The 25,309-nt window shown below is 63.5% G+C and carries 18 protein-coding genes; 9 read left to right on the top strand and 9 right to left on the bottom strand.

Going from position 1 to position 25,309, the window contains the following annotated elements:
- Window positions 1-176: 176 nt before the first annotated feature.
- A complete protein-coding gene (locus HPC46_RS35865; RefSeq protein WP_179475820.1) occupies window positions 177-1,982 on the top strand; it encodes an acyltransferase family protein in 1,806 nt (601 codons plus the stop codon).
- A 157-nt stretch (window positions 1,983-2,139) separates the two neighbouring features.
- On the opposite strand, the gene HPC46_RS30310 is transcribed toward HPC46_RS35865, so the two are convergent.
- Both HPC46_RS30310 and HPC46_RS30305 read right to left on the bottom strand, forming a co-directional pair.
- Complete coding sequence (locus HPC46_RS30310; protein ID WP_325096841.1) at window positions 2,140-3,513, bottom strand: PE-PPE domain-containing protein; 1,374 nt, start codon at window positions 3,511-3,513, stop codon at window positions 2,140-2,142.
- A gap of 32 nt (window positions 3,514-3,545) precedes the next feature.
- Window positions 3,546-4,820 (bottom strand): glycosyltransferase, encoded by a 1,275-nt coding sequence (locus HPC46_RS30305; RefSeq protein ID WP_179475818.1) that lies wholly within the window; start codon window positions 4,818-4,820, stop codon window positions 3,546-3,548.
- 172 nt (window positions 4,821-4,992) lie between these two features.
- Here HPC46_RS30305 and HPC46_RS30300 point away from each other — a divergent pair, with 172 nt between their 5' ends.
- Window positions 4,993-5,901, top strand: coding sequence for a class I SAM-dependent methyltransferase (locus HPC46_RS30300; RefSeq protein ID WP_179475817.1), 909 nt, complete (start codon window positions 4,993-4,995; stop codon window positions 5,899-5,901).
- On the opposite strand, the gene HPC46_RS30295 is transcribed toward HPC46_RS30300, so the two are convergent.
- From HPC46_RS30295 to HPC46_RS30285, 3 genes are all read right to left on the bottom strand, one after another.
- Window positions 5,898-6,902, bottom strand: a complete 1,005-nt coding sequence (locus tag HPC46_RS30295; RefSeq protein ID WP_179475816.1) for a Gfo/Idh/MocA family protein — start codon at window positions 6,900-6,902, stop codon at window positions 5,898-5,900. The genes HPC46_RS30300 and HPC46_RS30295 overlap by 4 nt on opposite strands.
- 92 nt (window positions 6,903-6,994) lie before the next feature.
- Complete coding sequence (locus tag HPC46_RS30290; protein WP_407665580.1) at window positions 6,995-7,972, bottom strand: Gfo/Idh/MocA family protein; 978 nt, start codon at window positions 7,970-7,972, stop codon at window positions 6,995-6,997.
- An 11-nt stretch (window positions 7,973-7,983) separates the two neighbouring features.
- The gene (locus tag HPC46_RS30285) at window positions 7,984-8,835 is read right to left on the bottom strand and encodes a class I SAM-dependent methyltransferase (protein WP_179475814.1); all 852 of its coding nucleotides are present in this window, start codon (window positions 8,833-8,835) and stop codon (window positions 7,984-7,986) included.
- A gap of 159 nt (window positions 8,836-8,994) precedes the next feature.
- Between HPC46_RS30285 and HPC46_RS30280 the strand changes: the two genes are divergently transcribed.
- The 3 genes from HPC46_RS30280 to HPC46_RS30270 all read left to right on the top strand — a co-directional run bounded on the left by HPC46_RS30280 (window position 8,995) and on the right by HPC46_RS30270 (window position 12,686).
- Entirely contained in the window at window positions 8,995-10,164 is a 1,170-nt protein-coding gene (locus HPC46_RS30280; protein WP_179475813.1) for a glycosyltransferase family 4 protein, read from the top strand.
- Between the two features lie 74 nt (window positions 10,165-10,238).
- Window positions 10,239-11,888 carry a GMC oxidoreductase gene (locus tag HPC46_RS30275; protein ID WP_179475812.1) on the top strand — a complete coding sequence of 550 codons (1,650 nt, stop codon included), beginning with the start codon at window positions 10,239-10,241 and terminating at the stop codon, window positions 11,886-11,888.
- Between the two features lie 21 nt (window positions 11,889-11,909).
- Window positions 11,910-12,686, top strand: coding sequence for an alpha/beta fold hydrolase (locus HPC46_RS30270; RefSeq protein WP_179475811.1), 777 nt, complete (start codon window positions 11,910-11,912; stop codon window positions 12,684-12,686).
- On the opposite strand, the gene HPC46_RS30265 is transcribed toward HPC46_RS30270, so the two are convergent.
- The 4 genes from HPC46_RS30265 to HPC46_RS30250 all read right to left on the bottom strand — a co-directional run bounded on the left by HPC46_RS30265 (window position 12,683) and on the right by HPC46_RS30250 (window position 16,787).
- Window positions 12,683-13,675 carry a Gfo/Idh/MocA family protein gene (locus tag HPC46_RS30265; protein WP_179475810.1) on the bottom strand — a complete coding sequence of 331 codons (993 nt, stop codon included), beginning with the start codon at window positions 13,673-13,675 and terminating at the stop codon, window positions 12,683-12,685. The genes HPC46_RS30270 and HPC46_RS30265 overlap by 4 nt on opposite strands.
- Window positions 13,676-14,491, bottom strand: a complete 816-nt coding sequence (locus HPC46_RS30260) for a TylF/MycF/NovP-related O-methyltransferase (protein WP_407665579.1) — start codon at window positions 14,489-14,491, stop codon at window positions 13,676-13,678.
- A gap of 93 nt (window positions 14,492-14,584) precedes the next feature.
- The gene (locus HPC46_RS30255) at window positions 14,585-15,853 is read right to left on the bottom strand and encodes a glycosyltransferase (RefSeq protein ID WP_179475809.1); all 1,269 of its coding nucleotides are present in this window, start codon (window positions 15,851-15,853) and stop codon (window positions 14,585-14,587) included.
- 4 nt (window positions 15,854-15,857) lie between these two features.
- Window positions 15,858-16,787 carry a sulfotransferase family protein gene (locus HPC46_RS30250; RefSeq protein ID WP_179475808.1) on the bottom strand — a complete coding sequence of 310 codons (930 nt, stop codon included), beginning with the start codon at window positions 16,785-16,787 and terminating at the stop codon, window positions 15,858-15,860.
- Between the two features lie 188 nt (window positions 16,788-16,975).
- Between HPC46_RS30250 and HPC46_RS30245 the strand changes: the two genes are divergently transcribed.
- The 4 genes from HPC46_RS30245 to HPC46_RS30230 all read left to right on the top strand — a co-directional run bounded on the left by HPC46_RS30245 (window position 16,976) and on the right by HPC46_RS30230 (window position 25,140).
- On the top strand, window positions 16,976-18,367 hold the full coding sequence (locus HPC46_RS30245; protein ID WP_325096840.1) for a condensation domain-containing protein: 1,392 nt from the start codon (window positions 16,976-16,978) through the stop codon (window positions 18,365-18,367).
- 534 nt (window positions 18,368-18,901) lie between these two features.
- Window positions 18,902-19,321 (top strand): MmpS family transport accessory protein, encoded by a 420-nt coding sequence (locus tag HPC46_RS30240; protein ID WP_179475821.1) that lies wholly within the window; start codon window positions 18,902-18,904, stop codon window positions 19,319-19,321.
- A complete protein-coding gene (locus tag HPC46_RS30235; protein ID WP_179475807.1) occupies window positions 19,318-22,200 on the top strand; it encodes an MMPL/RND family transporter in 2,883 nt (960 codons plus the stop codon). Before HPC46_RS30240 ends, HPC46_RS30235 begins: the two co-directional genes overlap by 4 nt.
- Window positions 22,201-25,140, top strand: a complete 2,940-nt coding sequence (locus HPC46_RS30230; protein WP_179475806.1) for an MMPL/RND family transporter — start codon at window positions 22,201-22,203, stop codon at window positions 25,138-25,140.
- Window positions 25,141-25,309 lie beyond the last annotated feature (169 nt).

Genomic DNA, 25,309 nt, shown 5'->3' with positions numbered 1-25,309 from the left:
CCTTCCCAACCAGCGCGTCAACGCCGGTCTTGATCAGAGAACCTTGGACTTCAGATCATCCCCGGGAAGGTGCGCCCACTTTCATGCCGCCCCACCGAGGGTCATCCACAGGTTCTGATCATTGCTCTCTGCAAGCGCCGACCGTCCTATACGACGGCATCTGGAGCGCGCTGTACGTGAGCAACTACCGATTCATGCTCGAGGGCATCAACTACTTCAATTCTGCCAACCACCTAGCACCATCGCCGTTCCTGCACTATTGGTCGCTGGGTGTCGAAGAGCAGTTCTACCTGATATGGGCACCACTAATCCTCGGCGTGGCCTGGCTGATCCGCTTGACACGCCGTGCACGGAAAAGACCGGCGTCCCAGTCTAATCCGACCCAACGTCCGTACGTGGCTACGCTCGCACTTGTCGCGATCATGTCTTTCGGGATTTCGCTCGTCGGCACGAACATCGCCCCGGCCGCGGCGTTCTATTCGTTACCTACCCGGGCCTGGCAACTCGCGATTGGCGGTCTGATGGCGCTCACCGCCATCCACTGGCGCCGGTTGTCCGCAGTGCCTGCCGGCGTCATCGGCTGGACCGGGTTGGCGCTGATCATATTAGCTTGCATATGGTTCAGCCCGACCACGCCCTTCCCAGGCACCGCCGCCTTGCTCCCGACTGTCGGTACCGCGCTGATAATCGGGGCTGGATGCGCCGCACCAACCCATGGCTGCGGACGCCTGCTAGGGCTACCACTCATGCGTGCCATCGGCCGTATCTCCTACTCCTGGTACCTGTGGCACTGGCCGGTACTCGTATTCGTGCCACTGATCGTCGGTCACTCGCTGGGACTCGCCGCCCGAATCGCCGCAGCGCTGCTCGCCGCCGGACTAGCTTGGCTCACATTGCGATTCATCGAAAACCCATTGCGTTTCAGCCCGAAGATCCGCAACCCCCCGTGGCGCAGTCTCGGCCTTGGCGCGTTGGCCACCGCGATCGCGGTCTGTGTCGGCCTGGGACTGCTGAAGGCGGTACCGACCTCGATCGGGCACGGTAAGCCCGCTAGGGCTATCTCCGTCACCACGGCGCCCGTCTGGCCAGCCGCAAGCCTCGATGCCTACGACACCGCTGTGCGAGAGGCCGTCGCACAGCTCCAGTCGGCCCTCGCTACCTCGGCTGATTCCGACGCCGTCCCGTCGAACCTTGTCCCCTCACTGGCGGATGCGGCTGCCGAGGATGAAGAGATCTACCTCGGTGGTTGCATGCGCACCTTTCTACAAACCGGGCAGCCTGAATGTGCTGTGGGCGACACCAACTCACCAACTACCGTCGCTCTAGTGGGCGATTCGCATGCCGCAATGTGGAATCCCGCCTTCCGTCGGATCGCCGACGAACGCCATTGGCGGATAGAGACATTGGCGAAGGCTGGTTGCCCTTTGCTGGACTTGCCCGCGTCGATCCCCGCCCTGCTCAGGACCTACACCGAGTGCGACCAATGGCGCAGCCAGATCACCGACCGGTTACGCAACGAACGCCCGCGACTAATCGTGCTTAGTATGTGGCGCGCGTACGGATCCGTCGACTGGCCCGCTGCCTTCTCACCCTATGACAGGGCATGGCTGGACAGCCTCACTCGCACAGTCCGCGAATTTCGTGAGATCGGTTCCCAGGTCGTGGTTCTCGGCCCAATCCCAAGCCCAGCGGAGATGGTGCCGGTCTGCCTTTCCGCTCACCTGGACGACGTGACCGCCTGCGAGCCAGAGCGGTCAGCTGCCGTCAACGAGCCGGGTATCGCCGCCGAGGCGGCCGCAGTCAAAGCTGGAGACGGGCAGTACGTCGATGTAACCGACTTGTTCTGCACCGCGGATCGCTGCCCGGTCATCGTGGGCGACACTCTGGTCTACTTCGACTGGGCTCACATGACACTCGAATACTCCCGAGCGCTGGGCCCAGTCATCGGAGCCTTGGCTGATCGAGCGCTGGCCGAAGGCTAATCAGGCGCTGGCCGTCGGCGGGCAGTCGCGAGTGACCAGAATCTGCTGAATCGGAAATTGGTAGACGCGTCGCTTGTTTGGTGTTAGGTCCAACGCGCATCCTCGCCCTCGATGTCCTGGTCCGCGGTCGTAGCATTCTCGTCGATGACATTGCACATTAGGTAGCCCGCTTCCAGGATCCCTGCCCGCGTGAGGATTTGCTGGAGGTCGGGCTGCCAGTCGGCTTCTGGGTGATGGTTGACCGTGACGCTGCCGGGCGGTTCGGGCGGGCGGAAGTGGCGGGCGACGTCGAGCGCGCCTGGAGACGTCCGACGCCACGCGGAGTTACGTGGGACGCAAGGTCCCGAAAAGCCGTGCCCGCACTAGGGTCAGCCGTCGACGCCGGGTCGGAGTTCAGGTAGTCGACACTTGGGCCGCCGATTCCGTACGGTCCGGGTCGCTGCGTGCCGAACGGCCGCACGTCGACGATGTCATCGAGCGCGTTGTCCAGACCGGTCGGTATAGCGGCCAACAGACTCACCGTCGTCTTGATCGGATTCGGAAAGTAAGACACGTCGAACGGTGCCGGCTGCCCTGGGCTCATCGTCCTGTCATAGCCAGTCTCGACCATGACCCTCAGCAACGGATCCAAGGCGTCGGCCAACACATGGCCCGCGGGGCCGAGCTTCTGCAACGGCATGAGCAGGGGGAGCACCGGTGTCGAGATCAGGTAGTAGTTCGTGTCGCCGTACTGTCCTTGATCGACGACACCCGGTTTACTGAGATTGTGCTCGTTATAGGTCGGATGCAGCTGAAGGATCCCCAGGTACGCGTTCAGGTCAGCGAGCAGGTTCAGCGGGTTACGCGGAAAGTCCGCGAAACCGTCGTACTGCAGCGCGACATCGACTGTCGCATATTGGGTGTTCGTCAGCACTGGGTCGGCAATCAGCTCGCTGCGCTTGCGCCCGAACAGGAGTTGGTTAATTATGCCGCCGACGTCGCGGGAGACGAGCCCGCCATTCGGCCTGGAGTTGCCGATCACTAGGAACGTGACGTCGGGGCCTTCACCGGGTGCGTATTGGCTGGCCAGTTGGGCCTTCTCCAACATCGCGATGGCCGCGCTCTGCGAGTACCCGAAGATCACAAACGTGTCGATCGGCGACGGCGACGCCGATCCGATGTTCTCGTCGTAGACACAAGAATTGGAGCTGATACAGATTTGGAGATTCGCCAGGCCCTCAGCAATCGACTCCCGAAGGGTCAACGTGCCGAAAGTCGGCGCATCCTCCTCGGGTGTGATGACTGCGACCGTGTTGTAGGGCCCGACGGGAATGCCGGTGGAGCGGCTTGCCGTCGATGAGGGCGAGACGTAGTTGTTCCTCGCCATACTGGTGTAGCTCTCGACGTAGTCGATCGTGTCAGGCGGCGTTGACAGCGGGTGACCCGTGCCGCCCATGACGAGGACCGTGGTGGCCGCCGCCGCGACAGGCGGGGACAAAGGAGCAAAAATCGACGCGACGCCGATGAGTGTCGCGCCCACCAGTGCAGACACCGCTACGGTAACCGACCGATTTGCTGCCCACATCAGCACACCCGCCCGACGCGGACGAAGTCTTCCACGAGATCGGTAGCAGCGGCGGCACTCTCGGCGGGCGTCGACATACGCGTCGCGAACTCGCGAGCTCTCGCGATGTACTGCGGAGCCAGAACCTTGCGCAAGTCCGCGACCAACGACTTCTCCGAAGTCCTCGCGAAGCGACGGCCGGTACCGACCTTCAACCGCTTGAGCTGCGTTGTGCGCAACCCCTGATCGGGCAGCGTCCAGAGCCCGACCTGCGGCACTCCCGCCCGCAGGCACGCGGCGATGGTGCCTGCGCCGCTGTGGTGCACCACCGCACGACAGAGCGGGAAGATTTCGGCGAAATTGACCACGCCCACGAGCTTGACGTGCTCGGGACAAGGGATCGCGCTGAAGTCCGTGGAGCCCGCGCCCACGACCGCCCGTTCGCCCAGCCGGTCACTGACGGCACTGATCATGGCGATCGTTTCAGCCGGGGATCCGACCGGAACACTGCCGAAGCCGAAGAAGATCGGGGGTGTTCCCTCGGCGATCCACGACACGACCTCGGCATCAGAGTCCGTCGGCGACTCCAGCGTCAAGGTGCCGACGAAGGGACGCTGACTGCCCAGGTGCGCCCACTCGGCCGCCAACCCGGGGACGACGGCGTCGTCGTAGGCCTGAATCTCCAGCGAACCACGTTCGGTGATGCGTTCTCGCCAGGGCGTTGTCGCCGGCGGCAGGCCAAGCTCACGGCGCTGGGCGTCCTCGACCTCTTTCACCACCCCGCTCCAGCACATCCGCTCGTAGGCCTTCATCACCGCGCGACCCACCGGCGGCGGCAACAGGGGCACCACCCGGCCGTTGGCTCGGGTCGGGAAGAATTCGACGGTGACCAGGGGGATGTTGTAGTACTCGGCGACATTGGCCGAGAACTGCTCGAAACCGTAGCCCGCGATGATCAGGTCAGCGCCGTCGGCCAGCGACGCCAGCGTCGAAAGCGCCTCCGCTGTCCAGCATTCGGTGAGGATCTTCCCGATATCGGCTCCTAGCTGACCCAACTCCTTTGATTTCCAGGGGATTTGGAAGAGAGCGGTCCAGTAGTCGCGCTGAGCGTCCATCATCCCCTGCGACTCACCGCCCCACGCGACGGCGGTGAGGCCAGCCGCCTCGGCGAAGGCGACCACGTTCGGCGGGACCGCGATCTTCACGTCATGGCCCCTGCGCGACAACTCGCGCCCGATGACGACACACGGCTCGACATCCCCACGGACGCCGTGGCATGCCAAGACCACCTTCATCGCAGCTCTAGCCCTCTCCGCCTCTCACGTGTCCGCATGCTCGGGACCACCGGACAGTATTGCGTGTTTTTTGACAGTCAAGTAAGCGTTTGGCTATCTGGTCGGCCTAGGGCGATGCCGGGGTTTGTGAAAACGTCCCCAGGGGCCGGTCCGGCGCGCCTATAGTGCCAGCGTGCCGCGACAGAGCGATCGCTACATCCCGAATCTCTACTCCCGTGACATCAGTGTTTACGAGGCCGACTACCAGGACTTCATTCGCACTAGTTTGGCGGAGCTGCGCAGGTGCAAGATTGCGGGCCACACGCTGTTGTGGGAGGCGTCGCAGCTCGAGGGCGACGGGCTGCTGCTCGACCTGGGCGTGTGGATCGGCTGGTCGACCCGGCTGCTGGCCGAGAAGTCCGGTCGTCGCGTATACGGCTTCGACACGTTCGAGGGAATTGTCGAGGATTGGCAGATCGACGACCACAAGCTCGTCAAAGCTGGCGCACTATCGATTTCGGAGCCATGGGCCCAACGCTTCATCGAAGACACCGGCGTCACGCTCGTGGACGGGGTTCCCGCAGCACTCGGTCGCGATGTCGAGTTCATCAAGGGCAGCACCTACGACACACTGGCACCATTCCTCGACGCCCACCCTGGGCCGATCCGACTGTTCCACATGGATTTGGACACCTACGAGAGCTGCTTGCACGCCCTGGAAACCTGCAAGGAACGCTTCAGCGTGGGGTCGATTCTGGTGTTCGACGAGTACCTGGTGACCAACGGTGAGATGCGGGCGTTCTACGAATTCCAGAAGAAGTACGGATTCGAGTTCCGCTATCGGGCTTGGGGTTTGGAAATCATGGAGATGAATGCCGCCATGGTGACCGACCGGGCAAAGCGGCTCATCCACCGGATGGAGTGGGTCCAGGCTCAGCGGCTACTAGGTGACGGTAGCTACGTGTGGAAGCTCTGGGACAAGCGGTTCTGGCGCTTTTGGCTGGGCGCTCCGTGGGGCGACATCCGATTCATGCTCGGCGCCGTCGGTCAGCGGAAGTCGGTCAGTGTGGAGATCACCGCCCTGGGGCGACTCGGCGGCTAGGGCGAGCTCGGTTCCCGGATAGGGAGCCCGGCAGCGCGATAGACCGCGTCGATGACACTCATGTTTTCCACGGCGTCTGTCGGCGACGTCCGCACCGGCTCGCCGCGCAGGACTGACCCTGCGAAGGATTCCAGCTGGAAGGAGTAGGTGGGCCGGCGCGAGAAGCGTTCGGTTCGCTTGCCGTTCGCCGAGCGTATCGAGAGCCGCGGGAGGAGGTTGGGTGCCGCAGGACTGAGCCACTTCAGCTCACCGTCATCGCCCACCACTCTGGCGCTCGCCCGAAACAGGTTGCCCGACCACAGCGCACACTGCAGTCGACCGGTGTGGCCGCCCGCGTATCGCAGTTCAGCCTTCATGGCTCGATCCACCTGCGGCTTCTGAAGTTTCGCCTGTGCCGATACGACTTCGGGGGTCGAGCCTCCGAAGGTGCGGGCCATGTTCGTCACGTAGCTGCCGGCATCCATCATCGCGCCGCCGGCCATCGCGTAGTTGTAGCAGTTGGCCTTGAACGTCGGCAGCATCACGCACAACGTGACATCCACTCGTTGCAGCGCGCCGATCTCCCCAGACGCGATGATCTGTTCGACACGCCGGGTCAGCGGGTGGTGACGAAATTGAATCGCCTCCATCACCACGCGATCCGACGTGGCCGATAAGTCGGCTATTTCCTGCGCCTCGGCGGCGTTGGCCGTGAACGGCTTCTCTACCAGCACGTGCTTTCCGGCGGCGAGGGCGGCCTTTGTCCACTTGCCATGCATGCTGGTCGGCACCAGGACGTAGATCGCGTCGAGATCTGGATCGTCGATCAACGCGTCATAGGAGCCGTAGGCCTTGGCGATGCCATATTTGGCGGCAAACTCGTCGGCGCTGGGCTGATCACGAGATGCCACCGCGGTGATCGCCACATCGCGGTTGTCTTTGGCCGGGTTGATGATCGTCGTCGGCGCGAAGCTCGAAGCGCCGAGGATGCCGATGCGTACCCGGCCAGCGCTGTCTGGCATTACTTCTCTCTCCCTGTTCAAACCGCCGCCGCGATACTAGAACGCGTTCCAGCAACGGTGCACGGAATTGACATAACCGTCAGCAACAGCCCTCAGCTCGGCTCACGGACGGGCAGGCCGGCCGCACGATAGATCGAATCGATGACGGTCATCGTCTCGATCGCGTCTTGGGGGGACGTTCGCACCGGCTCACCTCGCAGTACCGCCGCGGCGAACGCATCGAGCTGGTAGGCGTAGGTCGCGCGGCGCGGGAATCGCTCGACCCGCTTCTCCTGACCGGTTCGCACCGAAAACCGATGGAAGAGCTGAGGCAGCAAGGGGTTGATCACGTACAACTCGCCGCGGTCACCTGTCACCCGCAGACTGACCCTCAGCAGGTCGGCCGACCACATCGAGCAGCGCAGGCGCCCGGTGTGCCCGGCGGGATAGCGCACCTCGGCGGTCATTGCCCGGTCCACCCGGCTGTCATGCAACTTCGCTTGCGCTGAAATAACGTCCGGGGTGGCACCGCCAAAGGTGCGGAGCATGTGGACGGCATAGCAGCCGGCATCCATGGTCGCGCCACCGGCCAGCGAGTAGTCATAGCGGATGTCGGAGAACTTGGGCAGCGGAAAGCAGAAGGCGACATCCACCCGCTGCAAAGTGCCCAACTCCCCCGAAGCGATGATCTCCTCGGCGCGCAACGCGAAAGGGTGGTAGCGGTAGTGAAAGGCCTCCATCACCACCCGGTCCGACTGGGCGGCCAGCTCGGCGATCTCGCGGGCCTCCGCGGCGTTGGCAGTGAACGGCTTCTCACACAACACATGCTTGCCGGCTTCGAGAGCCTCACGAGTCCATCTGCCGTGCAAGCCATTTGGCAGAGGATTATAGATCGCATCCACATCCGGGTCGGCGATCAGCGCTTCGTAACTATCGTGCACCCGCGCGATGCCATGCTTGGCCGCGAAAGCCCGGGCACGGGAGACGTCTCGTGCGGCGACCGCCGCGACCACGACCTCCGCGCTGTCCTTCGCCGGATTGATCACCGCCGCCGGGGCGATCGCGGCGGCACCCAGAACACCGACCCGCACCTGTGCCGCCACTAGGTGCCGAACTCGAGCAGGGTCAACGACGCAATGGTCGGCCAGTTGACGCCGACCCAACGCCGAAGCAGGCGATGGATCGGGGGGAATCCCTGCGTCCTGGGCAACAGCGAGTCGAACAACCGTCCCCGGCCCCGGGGGAGCGCCACGTCATGCACAACCCGAACGCCCGGCACCGTGTCGGCCAATTTGGCGAGCTCACGCGCCGTCAGGCTGAACGGCGTGCGGGGCCAGTCGCCACGCATCACCTTCCATAACTGCGGCCGGGCGGCCAGGAGCGCCTGCGACTTCGGCGGCAGGTCGAACATCATCTGCCCGCCGGGGAAGCGGCGCGCGCATTCTGCGATCAGGCCGAGCGCTTCGTCGGGCTCCAGATACGGCAGCAGACCCTCGGCGGTGATGAACACGCCATGCTGGGGATCGACCTGGTCCATCCAGCTGAAGTCCAGTACCGATTGCGTGCACGTCGACATCCGCGGTGATGCCGGCAGCAGCCGCTGTCGGAGTTCGATGATCGGCGCCAAATCCAAGGTGAGCCAAAGAAATTCATGGCCGAGACCGCCGGCATCCAGCCGCCAGAAGCTGGTCTGCATCCCTTCGCCGAGGGCCACCACGGTGGCCTTCGGATGCGCAGAGAGATAGCTGCGGGTGCCGTTGTCAAAGGCAAGCGTGCGTAGCGCGAGATCTTGCCGATCGGCAGACAACTTGAATCTGCTGAAGTCGTAGTCCATCGATTCGATCAGGCGAATCGCCATCGGATCGTCGACGATTGCGTCGGCACGCCGGGCTTCGCTCGCGCGACACCACAATGTCACCAGCGCGGTGTCAGTCACCGGCATGACGTCAGTCATCGGGCAGGTGCTCCTTGCATAACTGCTGCATTGCGCGCGCAGCTAATATCAGTTCCGCGCGCAGGCCCTCGGGTGGCCGTGGAAAGGGTACGTCAACCCAACAATTTCCTGGCATCGATTACGGATTAAGGCCCGGCGACTGTCACATAAACTCTGGCCGTGTTCGCCGCCAGTGACAGCTCCGCACCAAGGGTCGTGGTGGTCTCAAATGTCAGTAAATTCGGCGGCGGAGGGGTGGTCGGATTCCGGGACATGCTGCTGGCGATCCGGACCAAGCGCCCCGACGTGGAGCTGGTTGCGGTCATCCCGCAAAACGGCGAAGTCGCGCAGCGATGCGCACAGGACGGCATCGAGATGAAGATCGCGTGGACGCCGTGGTGGGCTTTTGGCAAATGGTCACGGTCGCGATCGGTCGACCCGCATGTGCTGATCGGCTGGCTTCCCTATACCGCGATACTCCTGCCCGGCATCGTCAGTGCACTGGTCTTCTTCATCCGGTGGCGCCCGACGATGGTCCTGACGAACACCATGACGATCCCGTCACACGCGATCGCGGCCAAGATCCTCCGTATCCCGCACTACTGGATCGTCCGGGAGTTCGGGCGCGACGACCACCAGCTCTGGTTTCTCTTCGGCTACCGCAGAACCGTACGGACGGTGGCCCGGCTGTCCGATGCGGTGATCTGCAACTCGCACGCGGTCGAGCGAGCGATGGTCGCGCTGGCGCCGACGATGAAAACCCGCGTGCTCTATCCCGCCGTCGACAAAGAACTCGGCACCCCGCCGGAGCGACAGCCCGGCGAGCGCATGCGCGCCATCCTGGTCGGGTATTTCTCCGAGGCCAAGGGGCAGGAACTGGCGATCGAAGCGATCGCCATCGCCCGAAAGGCCGGCGTCGATATCGAGTTGACGCTGGTCGGCACCGGAAGCCACGAGCCGCTCCACAACCTTGCCGAACGTTTGGACGTCGACGATCTGCTGACCGTTCACGGGCCAACACGCGATCTGCGCCCCTACTGGGCCGCCGCCCACGTCGGCCTCATGTGCAGCCAGAGCGAGGCGTTCGGCCGCGTGACCGTCGAGGCGATGCGAGCCGGACTACCAGTGTGCGGGACGAATTCGGGAGGTACCCCGGAGATCATCGAGCCAGGCGTGGGCGGATTCCTCAGCCCGGCTGGCGACGCGAACGCGCTGGCCGTCAACCTCATGACGCTCGAAGCAGACGAGGACCTACGCCGCCGCCTTGCCCTCAGCGCCCAGGAATCGTCTCAGCGTTTCCAGCGTGACCGTCACGACGACGAACTCGCCACGTTTCTCGGACTGCGTTGATAGCATCCCGAATCGCCCAGATCAGGCCCGGTTTCAACCTGGCGGAGCGGGCCATCTCAGCGAGGAGCTCGATAGTGCCTGACGGCGAACTGACTGGGCGCGAAGCCGAACGCATCGAGTGGGACGTGATCGTCGTCGGTGCCGGTATGGGAGGCGGCATGCTCGGCCGGCGGCTGGCACATGCCGGTCGCCGAGTGTTGTTTGTCGAAAAGGGACGCTCGACACTGCCTGGAACGCCGGGAACGATCCGCTCGGCGATGCCCGAGATCGCCGAACCGAAGGCCTCTCGGTCGAAAAAGACCTATTACGAGACGCTGGCCCGCGCGGGCCGAAGCAACGACGAAATCACCGATATCAGCGGCCGCCGTCCGAGGAGGTTCGTGCCGTACATCGGCGCCGGGCCCGGTGGATCATCGGCCCTCTACGGCATGGTCTGCGAACGGTTCTTCGTCGACGACTTCACTCCACGGCAGTTCTTCACCGACCCTGGCGAATCCACTGTGCCGGAGTCCTGGCCGATTTCGTACGAGCAGCTGGCGCCGTGGTACTCCGAAGCCGAGCGACTCCTCGGGGTTCGGGGCGATGCAGATCCCCTGCGACCCGAGGCCGCCGACGTCGGACTGCCGACCGCACCGCCCTTTTCGGCCGACAATCAGCCGTTGGTCAACTATCTGGCCGGACGCGGGCTGCATCCCTATCACCTGCCGATGGCCTGTGACTACACCGACGATTGCGCGACCTGTCAGGCTTACCTGTGCCCGAAGGGATGCAAGAACGACGGCGCACGCGCCGGAGTCCTGCCCGCCGTCACCGAATACGGTGCTCGCCTGTTGGACGAATGCCGAGTTTTGCGACTCGAGTCCGACCGCACCCGCGTGCAGCAGGTGATCTGTCAGCGCCGCAACGACATGCTCAGACTCAAAGCCAAAGTGGTGGTGTTGGCCGCCGGCGCCCTGGCCACCCCGGTGCTGTTGCTCAATTCCCGATCCGGGGATTGGTCGCGTGGACTGGCAAACGGCTCAGACATGGTGGGGCGCAACCTGATGCGCCACGTGATGGACTGGATCGAGATCTGGCCGCAACGCGGCAGCAAGATCACCGCCGAGAACAAGGAAATCGGACTCAACGACTTCTATTTCATGGACGGCCAGAAGTACGGCACGGTGCAGTCGGCGAGTTCGATGGCCTCGTTGGCGCCCATCGACATGATGATGAACCAGCCCGGGTTGGTTTCGACGGCGCTGCGGTGGGCCAGCCCCTTGGGCCGCCCGATCTACGACAGGGTGATCAGCGGCGGACTTGTGCTCGCCGCGATCATGGAAGACCTCCCCTATCGGGACAATCGTGTCCTGCCCAGTGATAGGCCGAGCACCGACGGTCGCCAGCGGCTGCGGCTCCAGTATCGCTTGCACGAAAACGAAAGGGAACGCCGCGAGGTGTTCTTGAGCGCGCTCAAAGAGGTGCTGCAGCCGTTCCGCACCCTCACGCTGCGCACCGGGGAGAACAACGGGACGCTGGGGCACGTCTGCGGAACCGCCCGCTTCGGCACCGATCCCGCCACCAGCGTGCTGGATGCACACAACCGGGCGCACGAGGTCGCCAACCTCTACGTGGTGGATGCCTCATTCTTCCCCTCCAGTAGCGGCATCAACCCGAGCCTGACTGTCGCCGCCAATGCCTTGCGAGTAGCCGAACACATCAACAGCGCGCATTTCACCAACTAGCCCGGCCGATAGCATCACCAGGTGGATCTTTTCGTACGCGAATCCGGTCCAGCCGACGCGCCCACCATCGTCTTCCTACACGGTGGACTGTTGAGCGGCTGGACCTGGGATCCCGTCGTCGAAAGATTGCCTCACTATCACTGCCTGGTCCCAGATCTTCCCCAGTACGGCAAGAGCTTTCAGCAGGGACCTTTCGAGATGGGCCGTGCCGCCGCCGCGATCGGCGAACTCATCCGCACCCGGGTCGGCACGGGGCGGGCGCACGTGGTCGGCTATTCACTCGGCGCTCAAGTTGCCGTCCAGCTGCTGGCCACCGAGCCCGGACTGGTCGATCGAGCGGTGCTCGGCAGCACCTTCGTCAACACGTTGCCGGCTGTACAACTGACGCGACGCCTGGCGGGGCTGCTCGCCAGAACCGCATGGTTCAGATGGGCCGTGATCGATCGCTTCTGGGACGAACGACATGCGGCCCAAAACGACGACTACCACGACGACTCACGCCTGAATTCCGGCGCACAACTCGCGCACATCTCGGTGGCGTCTGCGGGATTCACTCTGCCCGAGAGGCTCGACAAGTCTTATGCACCAACGCTATTCCTCACCGGTGACGAGGAATTGCGCCTCATCCACCGCTTGGCCGCAGTGCTCGCGAAATCGATGCCCAACGGCGTCGACAAGGTCGTTGTCGGTATGGGCCACGACTGGCCGCTGGCCAATCCGGACTTGTTCTCCCGCACCGTCGACGCGTGGCTCTCGGGCACGGATCTGCCTGCCGAGATCGGGCTGCCGGCGTCCTAGACCGGTTCGCGGACGTGAAGGCCGGCGGCACGGTAGATGGAATCGATGACCGTCATGTTCTCGACGGCTTCGGCCGCAGCCGTTTTCACCGGCTCGCCACGCAGCACCGCAGCGGCGAACGCTTCCAGCTGATAGTCATAGGTGGTGCGCGCCTTGAAGAAACGTTCGACACGATGACCATCGGCGGATCGCACCGAGAACTGCTGGAACGGCACCATCGGGTGGAGCCGCAGCTCACCCCGGTCGCCGATCACCTTGGCCGTCACGTGCGGTAGATCGGACGACCACAGCGAGCAGCGGAGCTGACCGGTATGCCCGCCGGCGAACCTCAGTTCGGCCGTCATGGCCCGATCCACCTGAGGCCCGCGCAGTTTCGCCCGGGCCGAAACAACTTCCGGGGTCGAGCCGCCGAACGTGCGCAGCATGTCGACGGCATAGCTGCCGAGATCCATCAGCGAGCCGCCGCCAAGCGAATAGTTGTAGGCATTCGAGGAGAATTTGGTCAGCCAGAAGCAGTCAGCTGCTTCCACCCGCTGCAGTGTGCCCAGTTCACCGGAGGCGATGATCTGCTCTACCCGCGCCGCGAACGGGTGGTAGCGGTAGTGAAAGGCCTCCATGACCACGCGATCCGATGTCGCCGCCAGGTCTGCGATCTCGCGAGCCTCGACAGCATTTGCCGTGAACGGCTTCTCGCACAGGACATGCTTGCCCGCCTCCAGTGCGGCGCGAGTCCACCTGCCGTGCAAGGCATTCGGCAACGGGTTGTACACCGCATCCAGATCGGGATCGGCGATCAGGGCGTCGTAGGTGTCGTGCACCGTGGCGATGCCGTGTTTGGCGGCGAACGCCGCCGCCCGCGGCTTGTCCCGCGCAGCCACGGCCGCGACGACAACTTCAGCATTTTTTGCGGCCGGTTTGATCAGCGCCGCAGGTGCGACGCGGGCCGTCCCCAGAATGCCGATCCGTACCCGACTCTCGCTGTCAGGCATTCACTTCTTGCGCCACAGCACCCCGGTGCCATCGATGTCGACGATCTCCTCGGTGATCCCGTGCTTGGTGCGGTAATCGGTGACAGCCTGTTCGCACGCTTTCACGGCCAGATAGTCGTCGACGATGCAGAAGCCGCCGGGTGACAGGCGCGGGTATAGCGCGTCGAGGGCCTGGATCGTGGACTCGTAGAGATCGCCGTCGAGCCGCAGCACCGAGATGGCATCAATCGGGGCGTCATGCAGCGTGTCCTTGAACCAGCCTGGCAGGAACCTAACCTGGTCGTCGAGCAACCCGTAGCGCTCGAAGTTCTTCCTGACATCCGCCTCCGAGACACCCAGGATGCCCGAGACAATTTCTGCGTGAATCCCCTTGTCCGCCTTGTAATTCTCGGTGTCAGAACGCGGGACGCCCTGAAAGGAGTCGCACAACCACACGTTGCGCGTCCGATCCCCGTAGGCGGCCAGCACCGCCCGCATCAAGATGCACGCGCCGCCGCGCCACACGCCGGTCTCGACAAGGTCGCCGGGGACGTCGTCGGCCAGCACGGTCTCGACACACTCCTGCAGACTGGTCAGCCGCTTCATGCCGATCATCGTCTCGGCCTCGGCCGGCCAGTCCAGGCCCGCCTCGCGATAGTTCTGATCACGAACACCGGCGCCGCGGAGTTTGGGGCCGAAGGTGTTGGCCGCTTTGAGCAGGAGCCGGCGCCGCAACGGCCAATCCGAGGGCATCCGCTCATGCATCCCGAACCTGGTCAGGTTGCGCCGGAGCAGGTCGAGGTACAGCGATCGCACGTCGTAGTCGGTGATGGTCAAAATGGCCCTATCTCGCATGCCAGCATTTCGGCGCTGAGTCTAAACTTGCAGGGCCGTCAGTTTGCGGTGTTTCCCGCAGATCAGATCGGCGGCCTAGCTAACCCGCTTGCGGCGAGCGAAGTCTTCCAGCAGGTCGGCAGCGGTCGTCACGCTGTCAGCCGGTCTGATCATCCGGGCCCCGAGTTCCCGGGCCCGGGAGCGGTAATCCGGTGCAAGGATCCTGCGGAGGTCCTTGACCAGCCGCTTCTCCGTAGCGGACGCGAACTTTCGTGAGGAGCCCACCTTCAGCTTTTTGATGGCCGCGCCCCAGATCATCTGGACATCCGCCATGTACAGGACCAAGGTCGGGATCCCCGCGCGCAGGGCGGCCGCCGTGGTGCCCGCGCCGCCGTGGTGCACCACCGCCCGGCACGCGGGGAAGACCGTCGCGTAATTCACCGCGCCGACGACCTTGACGTGGTCGAACTCGGGAACGTCACTGAAGTCGGTCCAGCCGGCGCACACCAATGCACGCTCGCCCACCTGCGCGCAGGCGCCCGCGATCATGCGAATCATGTCGGTCGGCGACTCCACCGGGATGCTTCCGAACCCGAAGCAGATCGGCGGCGTCCCCGCGGCGATCCACGACATGACGTCGGAGTCTTCCTCGGTGGCCAGCTCCAACGTCAACGTGCCGACAAACGGCCGCTGGCCACCCCACTGCTTCCACTCATCCGCCAGTCCAGGAAAGAGCGCGTCGTCATAGGCCTGGATCTCCAATAGCTCCCGTTCGGCGATGCGCCCCGGCACCGGGCCCGTCGCCAGTGGGAGACCCAGTTCCCGGCGCGCCTTGTCGACTTCCTTCTTGACCCCGCGCCAGATCAGGGACTCGCCCACCCTCATTCCCGCCCGGACCACCGGCTCAGGCAGAAACGGCAGGAGCTTTCCGTTGACCCGCATCGGATACCACAGCACGGTGGCAAGCGGAACGTCGCAGTATTCGGCGACGTCGAACACCAGCTCCTCATAGCTGACGCCGGTGACCAGCAGATCGGCCCCGCCCGCGACCGCTGCCAGTGACTTGGTCATCGAGCCCCAGGCACGCATCCCCGGGCTGCGGGATTCCTCGAGAAACTTCTGCACATCCCGCACCCGCCAGAAGTTCCGGAAGAAGTAGCCCCAGAAGTCGCGAGTATTTTCCAGCCACGACCGGGTATCAGGCCCGTACGGGATCGCCGTGAGCCCGACCGCCTCCGCCGATCCGATCAGATCGGGTGGGACGGCCAGCTGTATATCGTGGCCGCGCCGCAGCAGCTCTCGACCGACCGCGATGCCCGGTTCGACGTCTCCGCGAGTTCCGTAAAAAGCCAATACGAGTTTCATCCGGCTATGCCCACGTCCCCTTGCGCCGGTGAACCAGCGCCAGGGTCTCCAGCCCGAGCTTCACCACGAGCGGCGGCAAGAGCCGGTCGACATTGAGATAGCGACGGGAGTCCTTGAACGCCTGTCGGAATCCGCGTTCGCTCGTGCCATACGCCTCGAAAACTCGATCCAGCTCGCCCTCGTCCCAGGGTTCGTCGCGGGCAGCGGCGGCCAGCGCGTCGTAGACGGTGCGAATCCAGTCGGTGCCGAAGGGTTCGGTTGCCGGTCCGCGGGTCTGATGGTGCCGGAGATCCGGGGTGAGGAACTCATCGACCTCGTCGTGGGCGTCGAGATCGATAGCGAGCGACGTGGAGATCCGCTTGAGTTCCCGGCGCCAGTCCGCCAGGAGGTTGGTGTACTCGACGAACACCCGCGGCACGTCGCGGGTGTCCCGTTCGGCGAGCAGGCTGTATTTCAACCACCAGGCGCAGGTGAGCTCGGGGGATGACTCGACGTAATTCTGTTTGTTGGCCCGGTTTTCCAGGGATCCGATGATCTCGTCTGGGTGGCGTACTGCAATCACGGCCGCGACGTCGAAACCGGCCTGCCGCGCCGCCTCGAACCAGATACCGGACACCGTCGTCGTCTTCGGCTCCTTGATGACCATGACGGGCGCGGCCGGCAAGCTCTTCAGGTAATCCCTCAGCTTGGCCACCCAGGCTTCGTTCTGTTCGGGAGCGAAGGCACCTTCCTGGTAGGAGTCCAGCGCCATGTCGTAGCCGGAGCTGCCGTGGTCGTGCAGGATCGCCTGGTTCAGATGGATGACCGCACGTGCCTCGAAGAAACCGCGCGGATTCTCCGAGGTCGCCCCCAGAAGACCCGGCGGAAGCGAGCCACCACACAGCGCGAGAACGCGCGCCAGCGCCGAGGTTCCGGACCGGCCACTACCCAACACGAAAAGCGCAACCGGGCGGTTCCGAGTCCCCGATCGCGGGGCCTGTCGAGGATTCTCGGCACTGGGCCGGCTACTGATCACAGCGGCAGAATAGGGTTCTCGGCAGCGCTGCGACAAGGAATTGGGCGGTTGCGATGCCCCGCCCAACCCCGCCAAATCGAGACAGCCGGTCGGCTACTCTGACGCTCGTGTCAATCCAGGAACGTCCTGCGCAAGCACCCAACGAGGAACGGCGGGACAACCGGCTGGTCCTGATGGATCAAGCCTTCTACGCGGGGCATCACGCCGCCGGGCAGAAGGAAGTGATGCAGGTCGGCTGGGTTTATCACAACCCGGTAGACATCGAGGGCTTGAGGCGGTTTCGCGACAAACTCGCTCAGGGGATGATGGGACGGCTCATCGAGCGCTCGCCATTGCCGTTCGGCCGGTGGCGGTGGGTCGCGGACCCAAACCCGGCCGAACTCGACATCGCCACGACCCCCCGTCCCCGCAATGAACTCGGCGACTGGTTCGACGAGCGCACCCAGCTACCCATCGATCCCGAATCCGGACCCGGCTGGCGGATCAGCGTCACCCCGCTCAGTGACGGCTCGACCGCGATCAGTCTGGTGTTGTCGCACTACGTCATCGACGGCATCGGTGCTGCCGTCGCCGTGACACAGGCACTTCTGGGTATGCCCGTCGACCTCGGCTACCCACCACCCCAATCGCGATCTCGCGTTCAGGCGCTGGTTCAAGACATCCGCGAAACCGCCCAGGACGCGCCGGAAGTCGGGCGGGCGCTTGTCGCGGCAGTGAAAGAGGCCCGCCGCCGCCAGCAGGATGTGGTGCACTCGCAGGCGCAGGCATCGCTGCCGGGCCCGCCGACGAGCGGCGCCGATGATCTCGTGATCGTGCCGAATATCTGGATCCGGCTCCGGTTGGACGAGTGGAACGCTCGCGCGGAGGCGTTGGGCGGCACCGCGAGCGCACTGGCCGCCGCGTTCACCGCGCGGCTCGATCGGCACATGGGACGCACGCACGGCGATGCCGACGACGTCAGAATGCTGCTCACCGTCAACACCCGCACGATGGACGATGCGCGGGCGGTGGCGGTTTCGTTTGTCCGGGTCGGTATCGATCCGACTGAGGCGGCGACCGATCTGACTGGTGCGCGCGCCGCGATCAAGCAGGCGCTCAAGGATGCGAAAGATACTCCCGACGAATCGGCGGAGCTCGTCGCGTTGACTCCGTTCACCCCCAAGCGGGCGTGGAAACATCTGATGGACTACGCGGTCAGCGACCCCGAACAACCCGCGGTGTGCTCGAATCTCGGCGATACGGGGCCGGCGGCGAGCCGCCCCGACGGCACGCTGTGCGACGGGATGTTCGCCCGAGGAGCGAGCCAGAACATCACCCGGGGCTGGCTCGAGCGGACGGGCAGCCAATTGCATGTTTTTGTCGGCACCTCGATGGAGATGAACCAGGTCGGGGTGTGCGTCCGCGGGTACCAGCCGGGGTCCGTCACGACTCGGGCCGAGTTGCGGAAATTGGCCGAACGCACGCTGGCTGAGTTCGAGCTGAGCGCCGAGATCGACTAGCGGCATACCTCTATATATGAGAGCTCCCCTAATGACGCCCTACCGGTTGCGGGTGCGTCAATACAATTAGCCTGGAAACCCACCTAAGACTTAGCCGTTACCGCAGTTCAGCGCATGCACGAGCGCGTATGCTCCGCTGTTGCATCGCAAAGAGCCCACACGGAGGCCATCAGCATGGTTGACTCTCGTCGAGATCGGTCGCGTAATCGACGGCCCCGCACATTTGCGGGGGTCGTTGTCACGCCGGCCGTGACGCCCACCCCTTCGGGGTTACGAGAGACGCTGTGCCTCGATGTGTAGTTGGACGCTCCATCTGATGGCCGGCGCGAGGAGTGGAGACACTCGGCAGATGGGAAAGGTCGGCGTGCAGTGATCGACGGAAGTTTGCCCGACGTTGCGCAAACTGAGCCCGATGCCACCACCCGGCCCCACGAGGACACCGCGGTGCGGCCTGCTGACCAATCACCGCCTCCGCCTCCGGCCGCGAGCGGATCCCGGGAAGGCCGTCGAAATCGGGGACTTGTGTTCACGTTGCTGAAGCGTCTGTGGATTCCGCTGGTCGTGATCGCCGTGCTTGCCGCCGGCGGGCTGACGGTTTCGCGCCTGCACGGCATCTTCGGAAGCGAGAAGACCCTCACCTACGGCGATACCAAGAACGAAAAGGGCAAGCCGTACAACCCGAAGAAGATGAAATACGAGATCTTCGGACCGCCCGGAACGATGGCTCAGATCAGCTATTTCGACGAAGAAGGCAATCCGGTACACACGGACGCGACTCTGCCGTGGTCGTTGGAGTTCCCGATATCCGCCGCCGCCGGCATCGGAAGCATCGCCGCGCAAGGCGATAGCGACACCATCGGCTGCCGAATCTCGGTGGATGGCGAAATCAAAGACGAGAAAACGACCGTCCACGAAGTGAGTTCATTCGTCTCCTGTCTGTTGAAGGCCGCATGAGTAACCACCAGCTGGAGACGGGTCGCCCGTTCGTCGCGAACACGATCCGCCGGTTCTCGGTACTCGTCATCCTCGGATGGCTGGCGATCGTCGTCGGCTTGACCATGGGTGTCCCCACCCTCGAGCAGGTCGAGGCCGAGCACGCGGTATCGCAGAACGCCACCGATGCGCCGTCATATAAGGCAGCCATCCGCGGCTCCGAGGTATTCGAGGAGACGGGGTCAGGCGGCGCCGCGGCGATGATCGTCCTGGAAGGTCAGCAGCCCCTCGGCGACGAGGCGCACGCCTACTACGACCAGCTGATCCGCCAGCTACGCAGCGACCCCAAGCACGTGCAGCACATCCAGAACTTCTGGGGTGACCCACTCACGAGCGCCGCCGCCGAGAGCGACGACGGCAAGGCCGCTTACGTGCAGATCGTTGTCTCCGGCAAACCGGGCGACGCGTTGTCCAACGAGTCGGTCAAAGCTGTGCAGCACATCGTCTCGGAGACCCCTGCGCCGCCCGGGATCAAAACGTATGTCACCGGTCCGGCGGCGCTGGCTGCCGATATGAGCGTCAGCGGGAACAGCACCGTCACCACCATCACCCTGGTGAGCATCGCGGTGATTCTCGTGACGCTGTTGTTGGTCTACCGCGCGCCGCTCACCGTTCTTGTGTTGCTGCTCGTTGTGGGTATACAGCTGCAGGCCGCCCGCGGATTCGTCGCGCTGCTCGGCCATTACGAGATCATCGGGCTGAGCACTTTTGCGGTGAACCTATTAGTGGCCCTGGTGATCGCGGCGGGCACGGATTACGGCATATTCTTCATCGGGCGGTATCACGAGGCTCGTCTTGCCGGCGAAGACCGGGAGACGGCCTTCTACACGACCTATCGCGGTGTTGCCCATGTTGTGATAGCCACCGGCCTGACGGTCGCCGGGGCGACCTTCTGCCTCAGCTTCACCCGATTGCCCGCGTTCCAAGCCCTCGGGGTTCCGTGTGCCGTTGGCATCTTGATCGCGGTCGCGGTCGCGGTCACGCTGGTGCCCGCAGTCATTGCCGTCGGCAGCCGGTTCGGCCTGTTCGAGCCCAAACGAACTGCGAGCAATCGCGGCTGGCGACGGATCGGCACGGCGATCGTCCGATGGCCCGTTCCCATTCTGGTGGCATCACTGGCGATCACGCTGGTAGGGCTGTTGACGCTGCCGGGCTTCAAACCCGACTTCAACGACCAGCACTTCCTGCCCAAGGATCTTCCCGCCACCCAGGGCATCAACGCTGCGGCCAGACACTTTCCGCCGTCGGCCATGATGATGCCCGAGATCTTGATGGTCGAGACCGATCGTGATCTCCGCAACTCGGCCGACTTCTTGGTTCTGAACAAGCTCGCGAAAGCCGTGCTCGCCGTCCCGGGTATTGAAAAAGTGCAGGCCGTGACCCGGCCCGAGGGAACGCCTATCGCCCACACGACGATTCCCTATCTGATGAGCGCGCAACAAGCCGGCCAGCAGCAATTCATGTTCTTCCAGAAGCAGCGTATGGCCGACTTGCTCACCCAGGCCGAACAATTAGGGCGAACCATCGAGATCATGTCGCGCATGTACGACTTGATGAAGCAGATGTCGGACACGATGCACGAGATGGTGAAGAGCACGCATGAAATGGCGGATATCACCATGGAACTGCGTGATCACATCGCCGACTTCGAGGATTTCTTCCGGCCCATCCGCAATTACCTGTACTGGGAACCGCACTGCTTCAATATCCCGCTGTGCTGGTCGGTCAGAAGCATTTTCGACATCCTCGACGGCGTTGACGGGCTTACCGACAAGCTGCAACAACTGACCGCAAATCTCGATCAGATGGACGCGATCATGCCGCAACTGCTGGCGCAGTTCCCGGAAATGATCGCGATCATGACCAGCATGCGCGGAATGCTGCTCACCATGCACAGCACCATGTCCGGCGTGTTCGGCCAGATGGACGACAGCAACACGAATTCGACGGCCATGGGCAAAGCATTCGACGCCGCTCAGAACGATGATTCGTTCTACGTGCCGCCGGAGGTGTTCAAGAACGAAGACTTCAAGCGCGTGATGAAGATCTTCATCTCGCCGGACGGCAAAGCCACCCGCATGCTCATTTCACAAAAGGGCGATCCAACATCGCCTGACGGCGTTGGCCGGGTGGACGCGATAAAGAGCGCAGCCGAAGAGGCGCTCAAGGGCACCCCACTGGAGGGATCCCAAATCTCTCTGGCCGGAACTGCGGCCTTGGTCAAGGATACGGTCACCGGCACGAAATACGATCTGATAATCGCTGTCGTCTCAGCACTGTGCCTGATTTTTGTCGTGATGCTGATCGTGACGCGAAGCCTGATTGCAGCCATGGTTATTGTCGGCACGGTCCTGGTTTCCTTGGGCGCATCCTTCGGTTTGGCCGTTTTCATTTGGCAGTATCTGCTTGGGATACAACTGCACTGGTCGGTCTTCGTCATGACGGTGATCATTCTGTTGGCAGTCGGATCTGACTACAATTTGTTGCTGGTCGCCAGAATGAAAGAAGAAATAAGCGCCGGCATCAATACGGGCATCATTCGGGCAATGGCCGGCACCGGCAAGGTCGTGACAACCGCGGGTCTCGTGTTCGCATTCACGATGGCATCCATGATCGTCAGTGACGTGATCAGCATCGGTCAGGTCGGCACGACGATCGCGATCGGTCTGTTATTCGACACGTTGGTCGTGCGCGCCTTCATGACGCCGTCGATCGCCGCAATCCTGGGCCGCTGGTTCTGGTGGCCGCAGCGGGTTCGCCCCCGCCCCGCCAGCTCGATGCTTCGGCCCTCGGGACCGCGGCCGCTGGTGCGCGCCCTGTTGCTGAACCAAGAGAAGTAAGTGTCGGAAACCGCAACCAGGGCAGAGCCGACCACCCCGCCCAGCCGCCCGTTGATCGCGCGGTCGATCCGAACGCTGTCGCCGCTGATCATTCTGGCGTGGGTAGCGATCACGGTTTATGTGACGTTCTTCGTGCCCTGGCTGGAGACCGTCGGCCGCGATCATTCGGTGCCGATGGCCCCACAGGACGCCCCCGCGGTCGTGGCCATGCACCGCATGGGAGACGTGTTCCAGGAGTCCACCTCCGACAGCTTTGCCATGCTGGTGATGGAAGGTCAGCAAGAACTCGGCGACGATGCGCACGCGTACTACGACACACTGATTCGCGCGCTGAAGAGCGATACGAAGCACGTCGAGCATGTGCAGGATCTCTGGGGAGACCGGCTCACCGCGTCGGGCGCGCAAAGCAAAGACGGCAAAGCCGTCTACATCCAGCTGAATCTGGCCGGCAACCAGGGGACGACGCTGGGCGGACAGTCGATCAACGCCGTCCGCAGCATCGTCGAACGGACGGCCCCGCCGCCCGGCATCAAGGTCTATGTCACCGGGCCGGCTGCGTTGGTCGCCGACATGCAGCATGCGGGCGACCATTCAATGATCAAGATGACTGCGGTCGGCGGCGTCATCATTTTCCTGATCCTGCTCTTCGTCTACCGGTCGATCATCACCGTCCTCGGCTTGCTGCTGACGGTTGGCATCGAAGTCCTCATGGCGCGAGGCGTCGTGGCGTTCCTCGCCGACCACGATGTCATCGGCCTCTCGACGTTCGCCGTCAGCTTGCTGGTCGCCTTGGCGATGGCCGCGGGAACCGATTACGGGATCTTCTTCTTCGGCCGATACCACGAAGCACGGCAGGTCGGCGAAGACATCGAAACCGCCTTCTACAGCACGTTCCGCAGCGTGGCGCCGGTCGTGTTGGGCAGCGGTCTGACTATCGCCGGCGCGATGTTGTGCCTGAGCTTCACCCGACTACCCATCTTCCAGAGCATGGGCGTGCCATCGGCTGTCGGCATGTTCGTCGCCGTCGGGGTGGCCGTCACGCTGGTTCCGTCGTTCTTGGCCGTTGGCGCGCGCCTCACGCTGTTCGACCCCAAGGTTCGGCTCAGGAACCGTCGCTGGCGACGAATCGGCACGGCGGTCGTGCGCTGGCCCGTGCCCATTCTCATCACAACGATTGCCATTGCGCTCGTCGGCCTGCTCGCACTGCCCGGCTATCAGACGAGTTACAACGATCGCCTGTACATCCCGCAGGATTTGCCGGCCAATGTCGGAAACGCGGCCGCCGACCGCCATTTCACCCAAGCCCGGATGATGCCCGAGATTCTGATGATCGAATCCGATCACGATATGCGGAATCCGGCGGACTTCCTCGTTCTGCACAAGCTCGCGAAGGCGATCTTCAAGGTGCCCGGTATCTCCCGGGTGCAGGGCATAACCCGCCCGGAGGGAACGCCCATCGAGCACACGTCCATCCCGTTCCTCATGGATATGCAGAATGCGGGCATGCAGAGCAGCCTGAATTTCATGAAGGCCCGCATGAACGACATGCTCGAGCAGGTCAAACTGATGGACAAACAGATCGCGTTGATGAAGCGCATGTACGAGCTGCAGAAACAACTCAGCGACATCACGCACGACTCCTTCATCACCACGAAAGAAATGTCGCAGCTCGTCATGGTGCTCATGGGCAGCGCCGCAGATTTTGACGATTTCTTCCGGCCGATTCGTGCCTATATGTATTGGGAACCGCACTGCTACGACATTCCCCTGTGCTGGGCGGTACGGTCGATATTCGACGCGATCGACGGTATCTCCTCTCTCAATGACAAAATGAAAGAAATGCTGGTTCATTTTGCGAAAATTGACCAGATACAGCCGGAACTCCTTGCACAGACGCCAAAAATGATCGCGATCATGGAATCCATGCGCGGAATGATGCTCAGGATGCACAGCACCATGTCCGGGACGTTCGGCGTTCTGGACGATTCGAACCTGAACACCACCGCGATGGGGCAGGCCTTCGACGCGGCGCAGGACGACGACACTTTCTATCTGCCGCCCGAAGTGTTCGAGAATCCGGACTTCAAGCGGGCGATGAGCGCCTATCTGTCCCCCGACGGAAAAGCCGCGCGGTTCATCATCTCTCACAAGGACGAGCCCGCATCGCCGGCCGGCATCGCGAGCATCCCCAAGATCAGGACCGCAGCCGAGGAAGCGCTCAAAACCACACCGCTGCAAGGCGCAAAGATCTCGATCGCCGGCACCGCAGCGACATTCAAGGACTTCAGCGACGGCTCCAAATACGATCTCTGGATCGCGGCGATCGGTGCACTCTGTCTGATTTTCATCATCATGCTGCTGATCACCCGCAGCCTGATTGCCGCCCTTGTGATCGTGGGCACGGTGGCGCTTTCGCTGGGCGCATCATTCGGGCTCTCGGTGCTGCTGTGGCAGTACATTCTGGACATCAAGCTGCACTGGATGGTGCTGCCGATGTCGGTGATCGTGCTGTTGGCGGTGGGCTCGGACTACAACCTGCTCCTGGTCTCCCGAATAAAGGAAGAGCTGGGCGCCGGCATCAACACCGGCATCATCCGCGCCATGGGCGGCACCGGCAAGGTGGTGACCAACGCCGGCCTCGTGTTCGCGTTCACCATGGCCGCGATGGTCACCAGCGATCTGCAGATCATCGGTCAGGTGGGTACCACGATCGGCCTCGGCCTGCTGTTCGACACCCTTGTCGTGCGGTCGTTCATGACGCCGTCGATCGCCGTGCTACTCGGCCGGTGGTTCTGGTGGCCACAGCGGGTGCGTCCACGCCCGGCCAGCTTCATGCTGCGGCCGGAAGGGACGCGGGCGTCGGTGCGAGCCCACATGCTGCCGCGCGACGAGCGTGACGACGACCCCGTCACCGCCGAAATCCCAAGGACCTCGGTCTAATTCACCGCCGCGCGACTTTCCAGCCGCACATAGTCCGCCAGGCCTGAGTTAGGACATTACCGGTTGGTAACTTGGCGCGCGTGGGTTTGACCTGCGGGTTCTCTGGGTGGGGTTCGGTGCTGGGGGTACTAGGCGAGTAGTTTTGGGCCGTGGCGTACGTGCGGAAGGT

This window comes from Mycolicibacterium vinylchloridicum (genome assembly GCF_013404075.1).
Taxonomy (GTDB): domain Bacteria; phylum Actinomycetota; class Actinomycetes; order Mycobacteriales; family Mycobacteriaceae; genus Mycobacterium; species Mycobacterium vinylchloridicum.
Note: the sequence above shows the minus strand (reverse complement) of the source record. Positions and strands in the feature narration are given on the sequence as shown.